Annotated in this window: 12 protein-coding genes, 2 tRNA genes and 4 rRNA genes; 8 read left to right on the forward strand and 10 right to left on the reverse strand. The window is 53.2% G+C overall.

The window, feature by feature from the left end:
• Positions 1 to 194 precede the first annotated feature (194 nt).
• The 4 genes from ACFKSJ_RS03820 to ACFKSJ_RS03835 are packed head-to-tail and all read left to right on the forward strand — an operon-like array spanning position 195 to position 3130.
• The gene (locus ACFKSJ_RS03820; protein WP_440950942.1) at positions 195 to 410 is read left to right on the forward strand and encodes a hypothetical protein; all 216 of its coding nucleotides are present in this window, start codon (positions 195 to 197) and stop codon (positions 408 to 410) included.
• Positions 400 to 933, forward strand: a complete 534-nt coding sequence (locus ACFKSJ_RS03825) for a hypothetical protein (RefSeq protein WP_440950943.1) — start codon at positions 400 to 402, stop codon at positions 931 to 933. Before ACFKSJ_RS03820 ends, ACFKSJ_RS03825 begins: the two co-directional genes overlap by 11 nt.
• Positions 933 to 1157: a hypothetical protein gene (locus ACFKSJ_RS03830; RefSeq protein WP_440950944.1), complete on the forward strand. Its 225-nt coding sequence runs from the start codon at positions 933 to 935 to the stop codon at positions 1155 to 1157. The genes ACFKSJ_RS03825 and ACFKSJ_RS03830 overlap by 1 nt, the downstream gene beginning before the upstream one ends.
• The gene (locus ACFKSJ_RS03835) at positions 1157 to 3130 is read left to right on the forward strand and encodes a type B DNA-directed DNA polymerase (RefSeq protein ID WP_440950945.1); all 1974 of its coding nucleotides are present in this window, start codon (positions 1157 to 1159) and stop codon (positions 3128 to 3130) included. Before ACFKSJ_RS03830 ends, ACFKSJ_RS03835 begins: the two co-directional genes overlap by 1 nt.
• Positions 3131 to 3178: 48 nt before the next feature.
• On the opposite strand, the gene ACFKSJ_RS03840 is transcribed toward ACFKSJ_RS03835, so the two are convergent.
• Complete coding sequence (locus ACFKSJ_RS03840; RefSeq protein WP_440950946.1) at positions 3179 to 3850, reverse strand: flavodoxin family protein; 672 nt, start codon at positions 3848 to 3850, stop codon at positions 3179 to 3181.
• A gap of 183 nt (positions 3851 to 4033) precedes the next feature.
• Between ACFKSJ_RS03840 and ACFKSJ_RS03845 the strand changes: the two genes are divergently transcribed.
• The 3 genes from ACFKSJ_RS03845 (at position 4034) to ACFKSJ_RS03855 (ending at position 5542) form a co-directional block, all read left to right on the forward strand.
• Complete coding sequence (locus tag ACFKSJ_RS03845) at positions 4034 to 4888, forward strand: MerR family transcriptional regulator (protein ID WP_440950947.1); 855 nt, start codon at positions 4034 to 4036, stop codon at positions 4886 to 4888.
• A gap of 221 nt (positions 4889 to 5109) precedes the next feature.
• On the forward strand, positions 5110 to 5307 hold the full coding sequence (locus ACFKSJ_RS03850) for a universal stress protein (protein ID WP_440950948.1): 198 nt from the start codon (positions 5110 to 5112) through the stop codon (positions 5305 to 5307).
• Positions 5276 to 5542: a universal stress protein gene (locus tag ACFKSJ_RS03855; protein ID WP_440950949.1), complete on the forward strand. Its 267-nt coding sequence runs from the start codon at positions 5276 to 5278 to the stop codon at positions 5540 to 5542. The genes ACFKSJ_RS03850 and ACFKSJ_RS03855 overlap by 32 nt, the downstream gene beginning before the upstream one ends.
• A 198-nt stretch (positions 5543 to 5740) precedes the next feature.
• On the opposite strand, the gene rrf (ACFKSJ_RS03860) is transcribed toward ACFKSJ_RS03855, so the two are convergent.
• The 6 genes from rrf (ACFKSJ_RS03860) to ACFKSJ_RS03885 all read right to left on the reverse strand — a co-directional run bounded on the left by rrf (ACFKSJ_RS03860) (position 5741) and on the right by ACFKSJ_RS03885 (position 10943).
• A 5S ribosomal RNA gene (rrf, locus tag ACFKSJ_RS03860) occupies positions 5741 to 5862 on the reverse strand.
• Positions 5863 to 6019: 157 nt separating this feature from the next.
• Positions 6020 to 6141, reverse strand: a 5S ribosomal RNA gene (gene rrf, locus ACFKSJ_RS03865).
• A gap of 6 nt (positions 6142 to 6147) precedes the next feature.
• Positions 6148 to 6219, reverse strand: a tRNA-Cys gene (locus ACFKSJ_RS03870).
• An 87-nt stretch (positions 6220 to 6306) separates the two neighbouring features.
• Positions 6307 to 9231 (reverse strand): 23S ribosomal RNA (locus ACFKSJ_RS03875).
• Between the two features lie 111 nt (positions 9232 to 9342).
• Positions 9343 to 9415 (reverse strand) — tRNA-Thr (locus tag ACFKSJ_RS03880).
• Between the two features lie 61 nt (positions 9416 to 9476).
• Positions 9477 to 10943: ribosomal RNA gene (locus ACFKSJ_RS03885) — 16S ribosomal RNA — on the reverse strand.
• The 16S, 23S and 5S rRNA genes sit together here with 2 tRNA genes alongside, the layout of an rRNA operon.
• A gap of 717 nt (positions 10944 to 11660) precedes the next feature.
• Here ACFKSJ_RS03885 and ACFKSJ_RS03890 point away from each other — a divergent pair.
• Positions 11661 to 12476 (forward strand): esterase/lipase family protein, encoded by an 816-nt coding sequence (locus tag ACFKSJ_RS03890; protein ID WP_440950950.1) that lies wholly within the window; start codon positions 11661 to 11663, stop codon positions 12474 to 12476.
• A gap of 38 nt (positions 12477 to 12514) precedes the next feature.
• Here the strand turns inward: ACFKSJ_RS03890 and ACFKSJ_RS03895 are convergent, their stop codons facing one another.
• The 3 genes from ACFKSJ_RS03895 to ACFKSJ_RS03905 form a co-directional block, all read right to left on the reverse strand.
• Positions 12515 to 13066, reverse strand: a complete 552-nt coding sequence (locus ACFKSJ_RS03895; protein WP_440950951.1) for an NADPH-dependent FMN reductase — start codon at positions 13064 to 13066, stop codon at positions 12515 to 12517.
• 115 nt (positions 13067 to 13181) lie between these two features.
• A complete protein-coding gene (locus tag ACFKSJ_RS03900) occupies positions 13182 to 13793 on the reverse strand; it encodes an isochorismatase family protein (protein WP_440950952.1) in 612 nt (203 codons plus the stop codon).
• Between the two features lie 111 nt (positions 13794 to 13904).
• The gene (locus tag ACFKSJ_RS03905; protein WP_440950953.1) at positions 13905 to 14561 is read right to left on the reverse strand and encodes a CDGSH iron-sulfur domain-containing protein; all 657 of its coding nucleotides are present in this window, start codon (positions 14559 to 14561) and stop codon (positions 13905 to 13907) included.
• Positions 14562 to 14656 lie beyond the last annotated feature (95 nt).

Genomic DNA, 14656 nt, shown 5'->3' on the forward strand with positions numbered 1-14656 from the left:
GATACCCATACGTTAAAGAACCGCCTCTGCCCCGAGATCGGGGAAATGGGCGTAGAAGTGAGTTGTATGCACCAGAGAAATAATTGGGGTCCCTCCGCCTATTCACGGGTTCGAAACGGAATACGGAAGGGATCCATACACAGTTCATCCTTTGAGGAGGATAATGGTTTGCCAGCAGGCAGGGGGACGGAACAGTGAGTGCTCGTGCCGAGTACCCCGCCCTTCTGCAGCGATGGAGACGAATGCAGCGGGCGCTGAAGGCAGAAGATCAACCGGCGATGGACATGTTGATTCGGATGCTCGAAACACATGCACCGGTCACGTTCCAGGTGTTCGACGATCCCCTTGAGGCAGCGTTCGTTGCCATCCTGATCGGCCTGATCAGACGAGAGGAGAAGAATGCGGCTTGACATCCCACCTGGGATCGAACTGTCATCTGGGCGGTTCACGGTCATCGCAGGGCCACCGCAGATCCAGTTGCAGTTATTGACCAGGGCCGCATCCACCAGATTCCTCACGCTGTACCTGTACGGGACAACCTCCAGGGTTCTGTACAGGCTTCCGCGAGGGATGTGTGGTGTTGAAGTGCAGAGCAGCTGTACCGCCCATCAGTTACTGCAGGTGATCCGTGAGGTCACGGCCACCGTCGTACTGGTCGAGTATGATGAGGAGATGTTCTCCGCGCTCGACAGCGATCAGCGGCTGTTGATCGAGCAGATCGGCCAGGCACTCCACGACCTGGCTGAACGCTCGTCCGCACTGGTGGTCCTCACTGCCCGCCGTTTCGACATGAGCGTGACCACGATCTCACGCTATGCGGACTGCGTGGTGGTCTACGCAGGTCTGCCCGACGAGGCAGAACCCGGCCCGGTTAAGGCACAGACTGGCCCTCAGCGGGTGCAGGCCCAGCGGACGCTGGCAGGAGGCTGGTAATGGGCCGGGTCTTTCTGAGTCCGAGAAGGGAGGTGCAGCGGATCGCGAGAAACTGGCAGCGGAGCGGGTTACTGATGCGGGAACAGGATCGGGTTGCGGCAGATCGCCTGGGAACGATGGCAAAGCGGTACGCCAGCGAAGGGTTCTATGCATTCGACGATCCGCTCGAAGCGGCGGTGGTCTCCTCTCTGATCGGACTGCTCCACGCAGCACGGGGTCGGTGATGTGGATCCTCGACAGCAGTCTCCGAAAGGACGAGGTGATCCTCTGGGGACCTGGCGGGGCCGTCGAACGGGTCAGGGCACCCTCCTCGTTCCTCTTTCACCTGCCAGATCTGCCGTCGTACTGGGAGATGATCGAAGGGCTGGCCGAAACCTTTTCCGTCAGCGAGGTGACGTTCCGGACCATCTACGGCCCGCTCGATGGTTTCCAGGTCAATGCCGGCGCATCTGTGGCAGAGATGATTGCAGCGCAGACACAGTACTCGGCCCGTCTCTTCAATGTCGATCTCCGGCGGGACCTCCGGTACCTCGCCGAGCACTGCCACTCACCCTGCAGAGCAAGAGAGACCGACCGATTCTCAGCCACCGTCGACCAGGACCTGGTGGCGATGGAGATCGCAGTCAGGGGCGACCCCCTGCACAATAAAGCGGTCACCGACTGCACCGTCACCTGTGAAGACCGGAGATCCCGGTTCAGCGGGGACGAGCATACGGTGCTCACCGATCTCTTCGGACTGATCGAGGCTGTCGACCCGGACCTGCTCCTCTTTCCAAATGCTGACATCTGGATGGAGCGGGTGATCGCCGCTGCCAGAAGGCATGGGATCAGACAGACGATCTCCCGAACTGAACGATTTTCGATCCTCGACTCTCGCTCGTACTGGTCGTATGGGAAGATGTACCACAGGCCAAAAGCGATGCTCCCTGAAGGGCGGGTGCTGATCGATACTGCCCAGTCGTTCGTCTATAAAGAGGCGGGGCTTGGGGGGGTGCTGATCGCAGCCCGGCTCACCGGCCTCCCTCCGAACAGAACAGCCCGATGTACACCAGGCACGCTGGTCTCCACCTTTGAGGTCTACGAAGCTCTCAAGCACGGGACTGCAGTCCCCTGGCAGAAGACCGATGCCGACCGGGTGAAGACCATCGGGTCGCTTCGAACCGTTGATCGGGGCGGGATGATCTTCCAGCCTGAACCGGGAGTCTATGGACGGACCTATCAGATCGACTTCACCTCGCTGTACCCCTCGATCATCGTCAAACATAACCTCTCCCCGGAGACGGTCGAACATCCGGAATTGCAGGGTTTTCTCGCCACGGTGCTGGATCCCCTTCTTTCGATGCGCATTGCAACCAAGGCACAGAAAAAGTTCGATCCCTCTGTTGCCGGGGTCGACGCAATGCTGAAGTGGATGCTGGTCACCTGCTTTGGCTATACCGGATACAGGAATGCAAAGTTCGGGAGGGTCGATGTCCATGAACGGATCACCGGGATATCCAGGGAGGTGCTGATCGAGACCAAGGCAATCGCCGAGCGGTTTGGGTTCACTGTGCTGCACGGGATCGTCGACTGCCTCTGGGTGCAGGGCGAACCGATCATGGTCCTGAAGCAGGCTGTCGAGGAAGAGACCGGGTACCTGACCGAGGTGGAGACGTACGACTGGCTGGTCTTCCTCCGACAAAAAGATGGTTCCGGGGCCTACAACCGGTATTATGGGAGACTTGATGACGGGTCGGTGAAGGTCAGGGGCATTATGATGCGACGCGGTGATTGTCCACGGTATGTTGCACAGATGCAGCAGACTATACTTGAGGTGATGAAGAAGGCCAGGTCTGTCCGGGATCTGCAGGCCCTCGCAGGGGAGGCAAGAGAGGTGTACGAGCAGTACCGTTCAGGGCTGGCCCATGCACAGATTCCTGACCTCATCATCTCCCGGCGGATCAGCACCGTCACCTATTCTCGCCGGTGCCCGGAGGCGGGGGCCGTCGCCAGGTATCGCCAGGCCGGCGTTCAGGTCGCACCAGGGATGAAGCTTCAGTACGTGGTCAGCGATGCAAAAAAAGGGCTGGCAGATCCGGTCTGGGATGCCAGAGAGGCAGATCATTCCTACTATCTCGGCCTCCTTGAGAAGGCCTGGAGTGAACTGCTGCCGGCTTTCACACCTGAACAGAAGGTTCAGGGGATCCTGCTTTTGTAGAGGATCCAATCAGAACACCCGGAGAGAGCAACAAAGGATCGCGCTCTTTCACCTGTTGGTCTCACTCTTCGTCAACCAGAAGTCGTACTGATGGGGATATGTCTCCTTTGCCACTTCAGCATAGTGGCTGAAGAGTTTCTGCAGCGAAGTCAGGACCGCCTCCTGCTCAGGGTAGCGCCGCTTCGTTGCGATCGCTTCGGCCAGGTTTCTGCCGAGAACCCGGGAGTCGGCGAGAGCCTCCTGAAAGGCTTCAGGCCCTGAAGCCATCGCCACCCGCTCGCCACCGACCACGGTAACCCCGAACAGGTTCAGCGTACGGTTCAGATATGCAAGCACCTCCTGATCAGAACTGCCCCCGGTCGTCACCACCGAGCACCCATACTTCCCGCTGAGCATCTGACAGTGGATCGCATCCGTGAGCCGGTCGAGCAACTGCTTCAACTGGCCGGTGATCGAAAGGATGTACACCGGCGAGCCGAGCACGATCCCGTCGGCCTCCTGCATCAGAGCAAAGATCTCCTGGGCATCGTCGTCAAAGATGCACGAGCCGGTTGTGTAGCAGGTCAGGCATCCGGAACAGAACGTAATCGTCTGCTCGGCGATATCGATCAGCTCGGTCTCAGCTCCCTGTTCTGCTGCTCCATCAAGGACTGATCTGACCAGTTTTCTGGTGTTGCTGGCTTCTTTCCTGGGGCTTCCGTTGATTCCAAGTATCTTCATAGACCCTATCTCCCGGGCTCACCTCCGGATTGACGGGGGTGATCTACCGCTCCTGTAGGTAACACACCTATAAAAAATGGTTTCTCCTGATAGAGGGACCTGGTCGCAGGCGATCTCTAAACCTTACCCCACGGCAGACTCCGATATCCTATATCGCTTCCTGCATCATAGTATAATGTAACAATGGCACTCGACCAGATCCCCATCGGAAAGTTCTCACTGATCACCAGACTCTCACAGAAAGCGCTCCGGCTCTATGACGAACGGGGGCTGCTCGTTCCGGAGGAGAAGGATCTCTGCACTGGGTACCGGTATTACACCAATGCCCAGATCCCCCGGGGGGTTTCTATCAAGACCCTGTGCGGGATTGGTTTCCCGCTCAATGAGATCGGAATGATTCTTTCAGCGAAAGACCTGAATGACATCGCTCTGATCAGAACCCTCTTTGAAAAGCGCCGGCGGGAGATCAGGTCTGAAGTCCAGAGGTTGCAGCAGATCGAAGCGATCCTGAAAGAGACAGACGCTTCGCTGGAGATGATGTATATGTCAATGTCTGAACCGGTTGTAAAGGAAGTTGCACAGCTTCGTGTCATGAGTAAACGCGAGAAAGGAGGCTATGCTGAAACGATCTCAAAACTGATCACTGAACTCTGTGCCCAGTTAGCCTCCCCGGAGAACCAGAATGCAGGGGTTAAGATCACTGGGCCGGTGTTTGCAATGTACCATGACTGCGAGTACAAAGAGAAGGATGCTGATATTGAATGTGTGGTCCCGGTTGCCGGGCGGGTCGTTGTGAATGACCCCTCAACAGAGGTGAAGAACCTTCCTGGCGGAACATTCCTCTCCCTGATCTACAAGGGATCTTATCCTGCGATCCATGACGCCTGGACACGGGTCTATACTTATGCAGATGAAAGAAAGTTCGTCATCATCGGGCCGGGGCGTGAGATCTATCTGAACGATCCGGCAACAGTCCCTGAAGAGGAACTGTTGACTGAGATCCAGATCCCGGTCAAGGGTGTTTCTCTAAACGAGTGATACCAGTACCTTCTCATTTTTATCGGGGATCCAGAGATATTTGAATGCCAGCGATGAAAGAGCCCGCATAAAGGTTGGGGGCTCTCCTCAACATCTTCACTATTCTGATGGAATCGATCAACCAGGAATGAACGATAGAAAACCTCAAGACTGAAGAGACTACAAGAACTGATCGAACAGATCACGTCAACAATGATGACGAGATCGGCAGCGATGAGATCATGACACTATTCGAAAAGATACTGATAGCAACCGACGGATCCGAGAACAACCAGACAGCCGTAGAAGAGGGGATTAAGATTGCCCACACCTGCGGTTCAAGCGTTTACGTGGTATACGTACGTGATCGACATGCGGGCATTCGAGTCGGTACCAGCGGATGTGGGAATGAGAGATACGTACCTGCTGCTTCAGAATGAAGCCAATCAGGTTCTCGATCGAGTCAGAACACTGGGTGGAGACCTGAAGATGGAAACAAAGATCCTTGAAGGAAGACCTGCCACTGAGATCGTGGATTTCGCTGAGAATAACGGAATCGATCTTATCGTAATAGGGACGCAGGGTAAAACCGGTATCAAACGACTCCTTCTGGGTAGTGTTGCTGAAACCGTGATACGGTCGGCGACCAGCATGGTGCTTGTGGTAAAAAAATAATATCATCTCCACGGCTGAATGAGAGACCATTCACCGATCCGATCACTTTTTTTTATAGTTCACCCATGAGATTATGCAAAAACATCCACTCGGAAAAGAATCTATTCGACGAATGAGTGGATATCACGATGGCCCGGGCTGGAACACGTCCAACCGGTACCAAAAAAACACAGTGAAAACAGCTATGAATAAGAACGATACTGGCAACGCTGTATGGTTCCCGAGGACTCGCGTACCTCAGTACAGCATACGACGTAAACCGGCTTAACTTCTGGGTTCGGCATGGGTCCAGGTGTGTCCCGATTGCTATGGCCGCCAGTACCGATGATGGATGATGATTAATAACAATTACGAAAAAATATCCCTTCGAAAAAACCTGTCGACTGTACGAATGAACGGATACGAAGCGTTGTCACTCTCAAGAGAGAACAATACAAAATTCATGAAAACAGCATGCTTTTCGATGCATAAGAAGGGTAATAGCAGCGTATTATAGTTCCCGAGGACTCGCGTACCTCAGTACAATATAGTACGTGAACTGGCTTAACTTCTGGGTTCGGAATGGGTCCAGGTGTTTCCCAGCTGCTATGGCCGCTATTACCCAAAGCCAAGGTCCGGATTTGAACCGGAGTGTAGCTGATCTGCAATCAGCCGCGTGGCCGCTCCGCCACCTTGGCAGCCGTGTGTATATTTTTATTACTCAGATTAGTAATAAAAATAATGGTTTAGCACTCCAGATTTCGTCTGGGTTCAACTCAAGTTGCAAGTACTAGAGTTTGGACGTTAGTGCTTGCGGACTGAACACGTCGTAACCTTCGTGCTTACATCCCAAGTCTATCAAACGGATCTTTTATCCATGTCCTCAACGGAGTCTCTTTTTAGGCTGGGTTTCAAGCTTAGATGCTTTCAGCTTTTATCCCTTATCGCGTAGCTGCTCGGCATTGCCTTGTCAGACAACCGATCAACCAGTGGCGACGAGTGAAAGTTCCTCTCGTACTATTTCATTCTTGCCTTCAGACTCCTGACACTCCTAATAGATAGTAACCGACCTGTCTCACGACGGTCTAAACCCAGCTCACGATCCCCTTTAATAGGCGAACAACCTCACCCTTGGCCGCTGCTGCACGGCCAGGATGGAAAGAACCGACATCGAGGTAGCAAGCCGCCGGGTCGATATGTGCTCTTGCCGGCGACGACTCTGTTATCCCCGGGGTAGCTTTTCTGTAGTCAATAGCCCTCACCAAAAGGACATATTGGTTCGTTAGACCCGAGTTTCCTCTCGCGATCATTTGCTTTTCATGATCGCGTCAGGCCAACTTATGCTCTTGACACTCTCCTGTGAGTTTCTGACTCACATGAGTTGACCTTAGGGCACCCTTGATATTTTTTCGAGGGTGTGGCGCCCCACCCAAACTGCCTACCTATCGATGTCCTCACAAAGGAGTGAGAGTTACAGTGTAACAAGGATGGTGTCTCATTGTTGGCTCCCCGTTTCCCGAAAGAAACGGATATAACGCCTCCCATCTACACTGCGCAAGTAACACCGTAACTCAACGACAGGCTGCAGTAAAGCTCCACGGGGTCTTCACTTCCCATTAGGAGTCCCTAGTCTCTGCACTAGGACAAAAAGTTCAACGGATTTGTGTTAGGGACAGTAGAGCTCTCATTAATCCATTCATGCAAGTCGCCAATTAAGCGACAAGGTACTACGCTACCTTAAGAGGGTCATAGTTACCCCCGCCGTTTACAAGTCCTTCGTCCCGTTGAACCGGGTGTTCAGATACTTGCACTGGGCAGGAATCACAGACTATACTAGTCGTTTCCGAGTTGCAGTCTGCTATGTTGTTATTAGACAGTTAGAGCTCCCTGGTCACTGCGACCTGCCTGATCTCCAGGCAGGCACCCCTTATTCCGAAGTTACGGGGCCAATTTGCCGAGTTCCCTTAACACAATTAAATCCGACACGCCTTCGCCTCTTCAGCGAGGGGCACCTGTGTCGGTTCTCGGTACGGACATCTAATTCCCTTTTCACGGGCTCCAGGAATTTGCTGGGTTTCCCCATCACGTATTCCTCTGCTTCTCACCATTACGGTACTCCACAGAATTCGACGCTTAGACAGAGCGACAACTCTGCCCAGCATATCCCAAAGCGTCAGGGCTTGCGCTTAAAACTAGATGGTACAGGAATATTAACCTGTTTCCCTGTTGGCGTACTCGAGTTACGGTACGTCTTAGGACCGACTAACCCTTGGCTGACGAACATTGCCAAGGAAACCTAGCCCCTGCGGCGGTTGGGATTCTCACCCAACTTTGCTTCTACTATTGCCAGAATTCTCATTTCTACACGGTCCACTGGAACTTACGCCCCAGCTTCCACCCATGCAGAACGCCTCTCTACTGGATCACCTTGCGGTGCCCCGAGGTCTCTGTAGTAGGTTTTAGCCCCGTCCATTTTCAGTGCCCTAAACCTTGACTGGTAAGCTGTTACGCACTTTTTGAAGGATAGCTGCTTCTGAGCTCACCTCCCAGTTGTCTTTGGCCTAGGACCGCTTTCAGTGTTGACACTTAACCTACATTGAGGGACATTAACCTCGGTCTGGGTTGTCTCCCTTACGGACTACAAGCTTACCCCGTAGCCCGGACTTCCAGCCTTCTACGATGATAGGGAGTTTGGAGTTTGACAGGGGGGTGAGGAATTTCTTCCCCAGCTCCCCCAATCAGTGCTCTACCTCACTATCGATCTCCAGCCAGGTCATGCTGCGACATGTTTCGAGAGGAACCAGCGGATGCCTAGTTCGATTAATCTTTCACTCCTATACACAGGTCACGGGAATGATTTGCATATCAAAACCCCATTCGGTCCTCCACGCAACTTTCGTCACGCTTCAACCTGCCCACGCATAGATCACTAGGCTTCGGGTCTTATCCTGCTGACTCCGCGCACTTTTAATACGCCGTCTCACACCCGAAGGCTACAGACTTGTTGGTTTCCCTTCGGCTCCCCTTTCGGGTTAACCTTCGCCAACAGAATAAACTCTCTGGCCCGTTCTTCAAAACGTACGTTATAACATTGGCAACCATACCCGTACTACCGCCTCGCGACGGGTTTCTTCGTATGGAAGATCCTTTAACGCTATAACCCGCTATCACCTATCAATTTCAGGCACTTTTAACCACCTTTCTGGGGTTACTTTTCAGCCTTCGCTCACGCTACTAATACGCTATCGGTTTCGAGGAGTATTTAGTTTTGGAAGTTAGTGACTCCCAGATTCCCGCGAGAATTCCGACCCACGGTACTCAAGACTTCACTTAGATCTTCGCTGTGTACGTGTACGGGACTATCACCCTCTATGGTACGACGTTCCAGACGACTTTCACTTAACATTGAAGATCATAACAGTGAGCTTACAACACCACATCTCCCTTGCGGGATTCAGTTTGAACTCCGTCGTGTTCGATCGCCTCTACTAACGACATCTCGATTGATTTCTTCTCCTGCCCCTACTAAGATGTTTCAATTCGGGGCGTTCCCAATCCTTACGGATCGACACAAAAGTGCCAGGATGTCCCATTAGGGTATCTTCGGATCGTAGGCTCCGTGCGCCTCCCCGAAGCTTATCGCAGCTTGGCACGCCCTTAATCGGCTCTCGAACCGAGCCATCCACTGATAGGCTTAAATTCTAGTACTCTTTGATGTTGAACCCATTTAACGTCCAGAGTGCTAAACCATTACACGGCATCGTCAGGTCATTAACCTTCAGCCCTTCCCGGGAGATTCACATCTCCAGGTGCATCGAAAGTGGACTCAATAGGATTTGAACCTATGGCCTCCACCCCACAAGGGTGGCGCTCTTCCAACTGAGCTATGAGCCCTCTGCTTTATTGACACTGGCTATTTTGTGTTCTGTTCAGCAACTGCCAACTCCAATTCATTAGGAGGTGATCCAGCCGCAGATTCCCCTACGGCTACCTTGTTACGACTTAACCCCTCTTGCGGAACCTAGATTCGACTACGGCGAAAACCGCAGCCTCATCAAGACCCCACTCGAGTGGTTTGACGGGCGGTGTGTGCAAGGAGCAGGGACATATTCACCGCGCCATTTTGAGACGCGATTACTACAGATTCCAGCTTCATGCGGGCGAGTTGCAACCCGCAATCCGAACTACGGACAGGTTTAAGAGATTGCCTTCACCTTTCGGTGTCGATACCCATTGTCCTGCCCATTGTAGCCCGCGTGTAGCCCGGATAATTCGGGGCATGCTGACCTACCGTTGCCCATTCCTTCCTCCTCTTTAGCAGAGGCGGTCCCAACAGTGTCCTCATCATCCCGAAGGACATGCTAGCAACTGTTGGCGTGGGTCTCGCTCGTTGCCTGACTTAACAGGATGCTTCACAGTACGAACTGACGACGGCCATGCACCTCCTCTCAGCTAGTCAAGCAAAGTCTTCAGCCTGGCTATCATCCCGCTGTCTTATCCGGTGAGGTTTCCGGCGTTGAGTCCGATTAAACCGCAGGCTCCACCTGTTGTGGTGCTCCCCCGCCAATTCCTTTAAGTTTCAGCCTTGCGACCGTACTTCCCAGGCGGCACGTTTCACGGTTTCCCTTCGGCACCTCGGTGACTCGTGGTCACCGATACACCTAACGCGCATCGTTTACGGCTGGGACTACCCGGGTATCTAATCCGGTTTGCTCCCCCAGCTTTCGTCCCTCACTGTCGGAGCCGTTCTGGTGAGACGCCTACGCCACAGGTGGTCCCCCAAGGATTACAGGATTTCACTCCTACCCCTGGAGTACCTCTCACCTCTCCCGGTCCCTAGATTGCCAGTATCCCTTAAACGCCTGTCGGTTAAGCCGACAGATTTCCCAAGAGACTTAACAACCAAGCTACGGACGCTTTAAGCCCAGTAATAGTGGCCACCACTCGAGCCGCCGGTATTACCGCGGCGGCTGGCACCGGTCTTGCCCGGCCCTTTCTTCACCTGTTTTTTAAGCAGATGGACAGCCCGCGTTTACGGGCACTCGGAGTTCCCTTATCACGGTTTCCCGCATTGTAAAGTTTTCGCGCCTGCTGCGCCCCGTAGGGCCTGGATTCGTGTCTCAGAATCCATCTCCGGGCTCTTGCTCCCACAACCCGTACCGATCAAAGGCTTGTTGGGCCGTTACCCCAACAACTACCTAATCGGCCGCAGACCCATCCTAAGGCGATAAATCTTTCAACTATAGAGCATTCCAGCTTCCATAGACTATGGGGTATTATCCCCAGTTTCCCGGGGTTATCTCCCACCTTAGGGTAGGTTATCCACGTGTTACTGAGCAGTACGCCGAGGGCCGAACCCTCTCGACTCGCATGGCTTAATCGAACTCCGATAGCAGTGGCCTCTGGCAGGATCAACCAGAATTAATTTGAAATACACACAATACTATCTGAAATTTTAATGGAATTGGCAGTTACTAAACAAAATTCCACATTGCCAGTATCAATGTCAGAACCGAAACCGATCTCGTCGGTCGAATCGATTCTCCATCACAGAGGGTAATATCCTATTGTATTACCGTAAACTATCTGCACACTTGCACAGACGTTTGCTCGCTGTCGTTGTTTGTTACAACGCGAGATACTTATGTTGGACGCCGGCACATATATACCTTGCTACAGGCCCGATTCATCGAATCGGACGAGAGCATTCGTCCCCCACAACCACTCGTGTCGACTTCGCAACGCGAGATACTTATGTTGAACGCAGGTGCATATATACTTTCCTTCCCGCCCCGATTCTGCGAATCGGAATTGGAGAAAATCCACCACAATCACTCGGGTTGATGATACAACGCGAGATACTACTGTTGTGTGTAGTTGCATATATACATTATTCAAGAATCGGATGATCCCAACCCGCATTCCGGAAAATTGCCGGCATTGCTCGTCGCACAATATATGAAACGCGCAAACCCATCCAGGAATTCGTGTCCCTTAACCAGATTGTTGAGAGATGATCATTCCCCCAGCATGAAGAAGGGGGAATCAGAATAGGAACACCTCAGGTACGATTGATTTTAAACCGGAAGATCAACCAGATTGCATACCATTTTCTTTCACGCCACTGAATATTCTAGCAATGTGCAGTGATCAATATCCAGTGATTCTTGTACACGGATGGAACAGCCATCCCGGCACCTGGAAGAGATTGGCGCGTCGTCTTGAGTCAGAAGACGTGCCCTACAGAAGATTTGATCATACAGGAATGAAAGGGTCGACAATGCCAGAGATCGCCGAATCACTCCATGATTACCTCCAGAAAGTGCGGAGTGAGAACGGCTGGTCAGGACCTGTCGATATTGTTTGCCATTCACTCGGGGCCTGCATCGTCCGCCACCTCCTCGAAGTGATCGATGGTACAGAACGAACGCAAACGATCCGACAACTGATAAGCCTTGGCCCAACCAATAACGGCTCGGCGCTCGCAGAACTCTTTAACGATCCCGAACACGGGGAGGAGATAATCGACAGGCTGACCGGTATTTTCGTCCCACAGGGATTTGATCCTGCCGCAGACAAGATCGTACAGAACGTACGACCCGGAAGTCCATTCATGCACAACCTCCGTACAGCCGGCTTACGGTCGGATATCACGTATCGAATAATAGTGACCGCAAATCCCGCTGACAATCCCGACTTTTTCCCATGGTTTGAAGGAAAGACCTGGGAGATTGGCGAAAATGGAAAATATCGGGCGACTCTGGAAGGCGATGGGGTTGTAGCCCATCAGGAGTCCACTCTCCCAGACATACCCCTCGAGATCCTGTCACCACCCGCCGAACCGGAGGGTCAGCAGCCGGCACCCGATCAATACAGCCATATCAACCAACCCAGAAATCCAATCGTGATTGATAAGGTAATGCAGTATCTGACGAACGGCGTAGGAGAGAGATAACCCCTCTCCACCATGGTAATGCCTCAGAAATAAAGAGGTCAGACTGCATGCTTTTTCACCCAGGCGACATAGTGGTCCATCCAGTTCTGCAGGAAATGTCTGCTACCTTCACCGATGTTGCCGGCCTCATCAAACAGCCCGTCCCGTACCTGAATAAATGCTTCGGGTTGACAAAGCGTCGGAACGTCAAGATGTGCGAGTACGTTGCGTAAATGCTGTTGTGCCAGGGCAGTACCGATGACACCGGTAGAAACCCCCAGAACACCAGCCGGCTTCCCAGCCCAGGCATTCTGGGCATGAGGACGCGAAGCGTGATCGATTGCATTCTTGAGAACACCTGGGATAGAACGATTGTATTCTGGGGTAACGAACAGAAGGCCCTGGGCTGCCAGGATCTCGTCCTTCAGCCGTTTGACCGAATCCGCCGGGTTTGTGTCGTCGTCCTGGTTGTAAAGCGGCAGGTCACCGATCTGCACCGGACTGAATGAAAACTCCGACGGTGCCAGTTTTACAATGGCATTTGCCAGTTTCCGGTTGAACGAATCTCTGCGAAGACTCCCGACGATAACGGCAATCTGGTATCTGCTCATGGTATTAACCTCCTCTCTCAGTGCTGCAAGCCCCACTCAGTCAATTTCTCATCAGAGAGGGACGGTTCGATTCTCATTCAGTCGGATCAAAAAAATTAATCGACATCAGGCTTCATTATTGAAGCCCGATCATGGCGCCGTACCGGGAGTATACCTCCTTTACGAGCTCGCCTGCCTTCGGGTTGCCCCAGTCATGCATCCATTCTGAAACCAGTGACTCCATCGTGATGGGGATCACCCCAGCCTGGATCATCCTTTCTACACCGTACCTGTGGGCGTCGGGGGTGGAATCGCCGGCTGCGTCCACCAGTCCATAGACTTCGTAACCTTCGCTCAAACCGTGGAGAGCGGTATACGCAAAGCACATACTGGTCCACAGACCTGAAACGATCATCTTCCTCCGGCCGGTTTTTTGGAATGCATTCCAGGTCTTTTCATCTTCGAACGCGTCGAAACTGAGTATCGTCCGGGCGAACACTTCCTGCCCAGGAAACAACCCTGTGATCTCCGCCATGAACTCCCCATTATGCTGCGGATTGATTGACGACAGAACGACCGGAACGTTCAGGATGCTTGCCGCTTTTGCAGCGCAATATGCGGCGTTCCGTATGATCGTCTTGTCACCTGACGCAATACTGGCAAACATCGCCCGCTGGTAGTCCACGAGGACGAGCGTGCTATTCTTGTCAGTGAGCAGAGTCAATGTTCTGTCTGGTGGATGTACCATTTTTTAAACCCCTCCATAAGTGTTTCCTGAATTTTCCGAACTTCATCAGCTGAAGTGATGTACAGTACCCTCATTTTCTTACCCTTCCGCTCTTTCAGGTTGATACGTGCGTCATCTCGCCACATGGCTGCCATCACAGAACGGCTTGTTCTCCGACCTTCCACATCGACAAAGGGTGACCCGATTCCGTACCTCGTACGGTTCGCCATCAGCAGATAGGATAGGGATGCCGCCGCGTACCCAGAGCGGCCCGTGCTCCCCCCGGGGCGGGTACTCGACAACAACAATGGATCTCTCAAGTTCTGGCTCGATCGCCTCGCCGGTCGTAGTGTCATAGACGACGAGCCGGCCTGATGGGCAGTTGCCGGCCTCCTCGATGGCAATATCCCGGGCTGTCGGGTCTTCGGACTGCCTGACAAGGTTCCAGATCCCCCCCGCCCGCATACAGAACCGGGCGTGGACACAGAGGTGCTCATTATCAGTCAGGGAGAGGACAGGGCCCTGGATCACATGTGCCCCATCGCGGTAGGGCTCACGATCCTCCGCTTCGGTCCCGTCAAAGTGAATCTTTGCGTGCGTCCCGTCGCAGAAGGGTTTGTTCTTCGAGTGGCCGCACCGACAGAGGGCATACTCCTCCTGCAGGGGGTACTTCTTCGCCAGTCGCCAGGTCCGGCAATAGCCTTCATCATCATTGCAGATCTCTTCGCTCGTGAGAGGTATCCCCCCGGTTACGATATAGGGACCGTTCCTGCTCACGGTGATCTTCATGGAATCATCGTCGGATTCAGAAGATTTCCGGTTTTTTTCTGTCATAGTCTGATTCTGTCCTTCTTTTGAGTTGATACCTGCGTGATGCAGGTTTG

It is taken from the genome of Methanosphaerula subterraneus (genome assembly GCF_052055875.1).
Taxonomy (GTDB): domain Archaea; phylum Halobacteriota; class Methanomicrobia; order Methanomicrobiales; family Methanospirillaceae; genus Methanosphaerula; species Methanosphaerula subterraneus.

What these genes read in the sequence shown, in the direction of transcription:
- ACFKSJ_RS03855 (WP_440950949.1), top strand. Translation starts at nt 5,276, where the DNA reads ATGAGAGATACGTACCTGCTGCTTCAGAATGAAGCCAATCAGGTTCTC.
- ACFKSJ_RS03895 (WP_440950951.1), bottom strand. Translation starts at nt 13,066, where the DNA reads ATGAGCAGATACCAGATTGCCGTTATCGTCGGGAGTCTTCGCAGAGAT.
- ACFKSJ_RS03900 (WP_440950952.1), bottom strand. Translation starts at nt 13,793, where the DNA reads ATGGTACATCCACCAGACAGAACATTGACTCTGCTCACTGACAAGAAT.
- ACFKSJ_RS03840 (WP_440950946.1), bottom strand. Translation starts at nt 3,850, where the DNA reads ATGAAGATACTTGGAATCAACGGAAGCCCCAGGAAAGAAGCCAGCAAC.
- ACFKSJ_RS03835 (WP_440950945.1), top strand. Translation starts at nt 1,157, where the DNA reads ATGTGGATCCTCGACAGCAGTCTCCGAAAGGACGAGGTGATCCTCTGG.
- ACFKSJ_RS03850 (WP_440950948.1), top strand. Translation starts at nt 5,110, where the DNA reads ATGACACTATTCGAAAAGATACTGATAGCAACCGACGGATCCGAGAAC.
- ACFKSJ_RS03905 (WP_440950953.1), bottom strand. Translation starts at nt 14,561, where the DNA reads ATGAAGATCACCGTGAGCAGGAACGGTCCCTATATCGTAACCGGGGGG.
- ACFKSJ_RS03845 (WP_440950947.1), top strand. Translation starts at nt 4,034, where the DNA reads ATGGCACTCGACCAGATCCCCATCGGAAAGTTCTCACTGATCACCAGA.
- ACFKSJ_RS03830 (WP_440950944.1), top strand. Translation starts at nt 933, where the DNA reads ATGGGCCGGGTCTTTCTGAGTCCGAGAAGGGAGGTGCAGCGGATCGCG.
- ACFKSJ_RS03890 (WP_440950950.1), top strand. Translation starts at nt 11,661, where the DNA reads ATGTGCAGTGATCAATATCCAGTGATTCTTGTACACGGATGGAACAGC.
- ACFKSJ_RS03825 (WP_440950943.1), top strand. Translation starts at nt 400, where the DNA reads ATGCGGCTTGACATCCCACCTGGGATCGAACTGTCATCTGGGCGGTTC.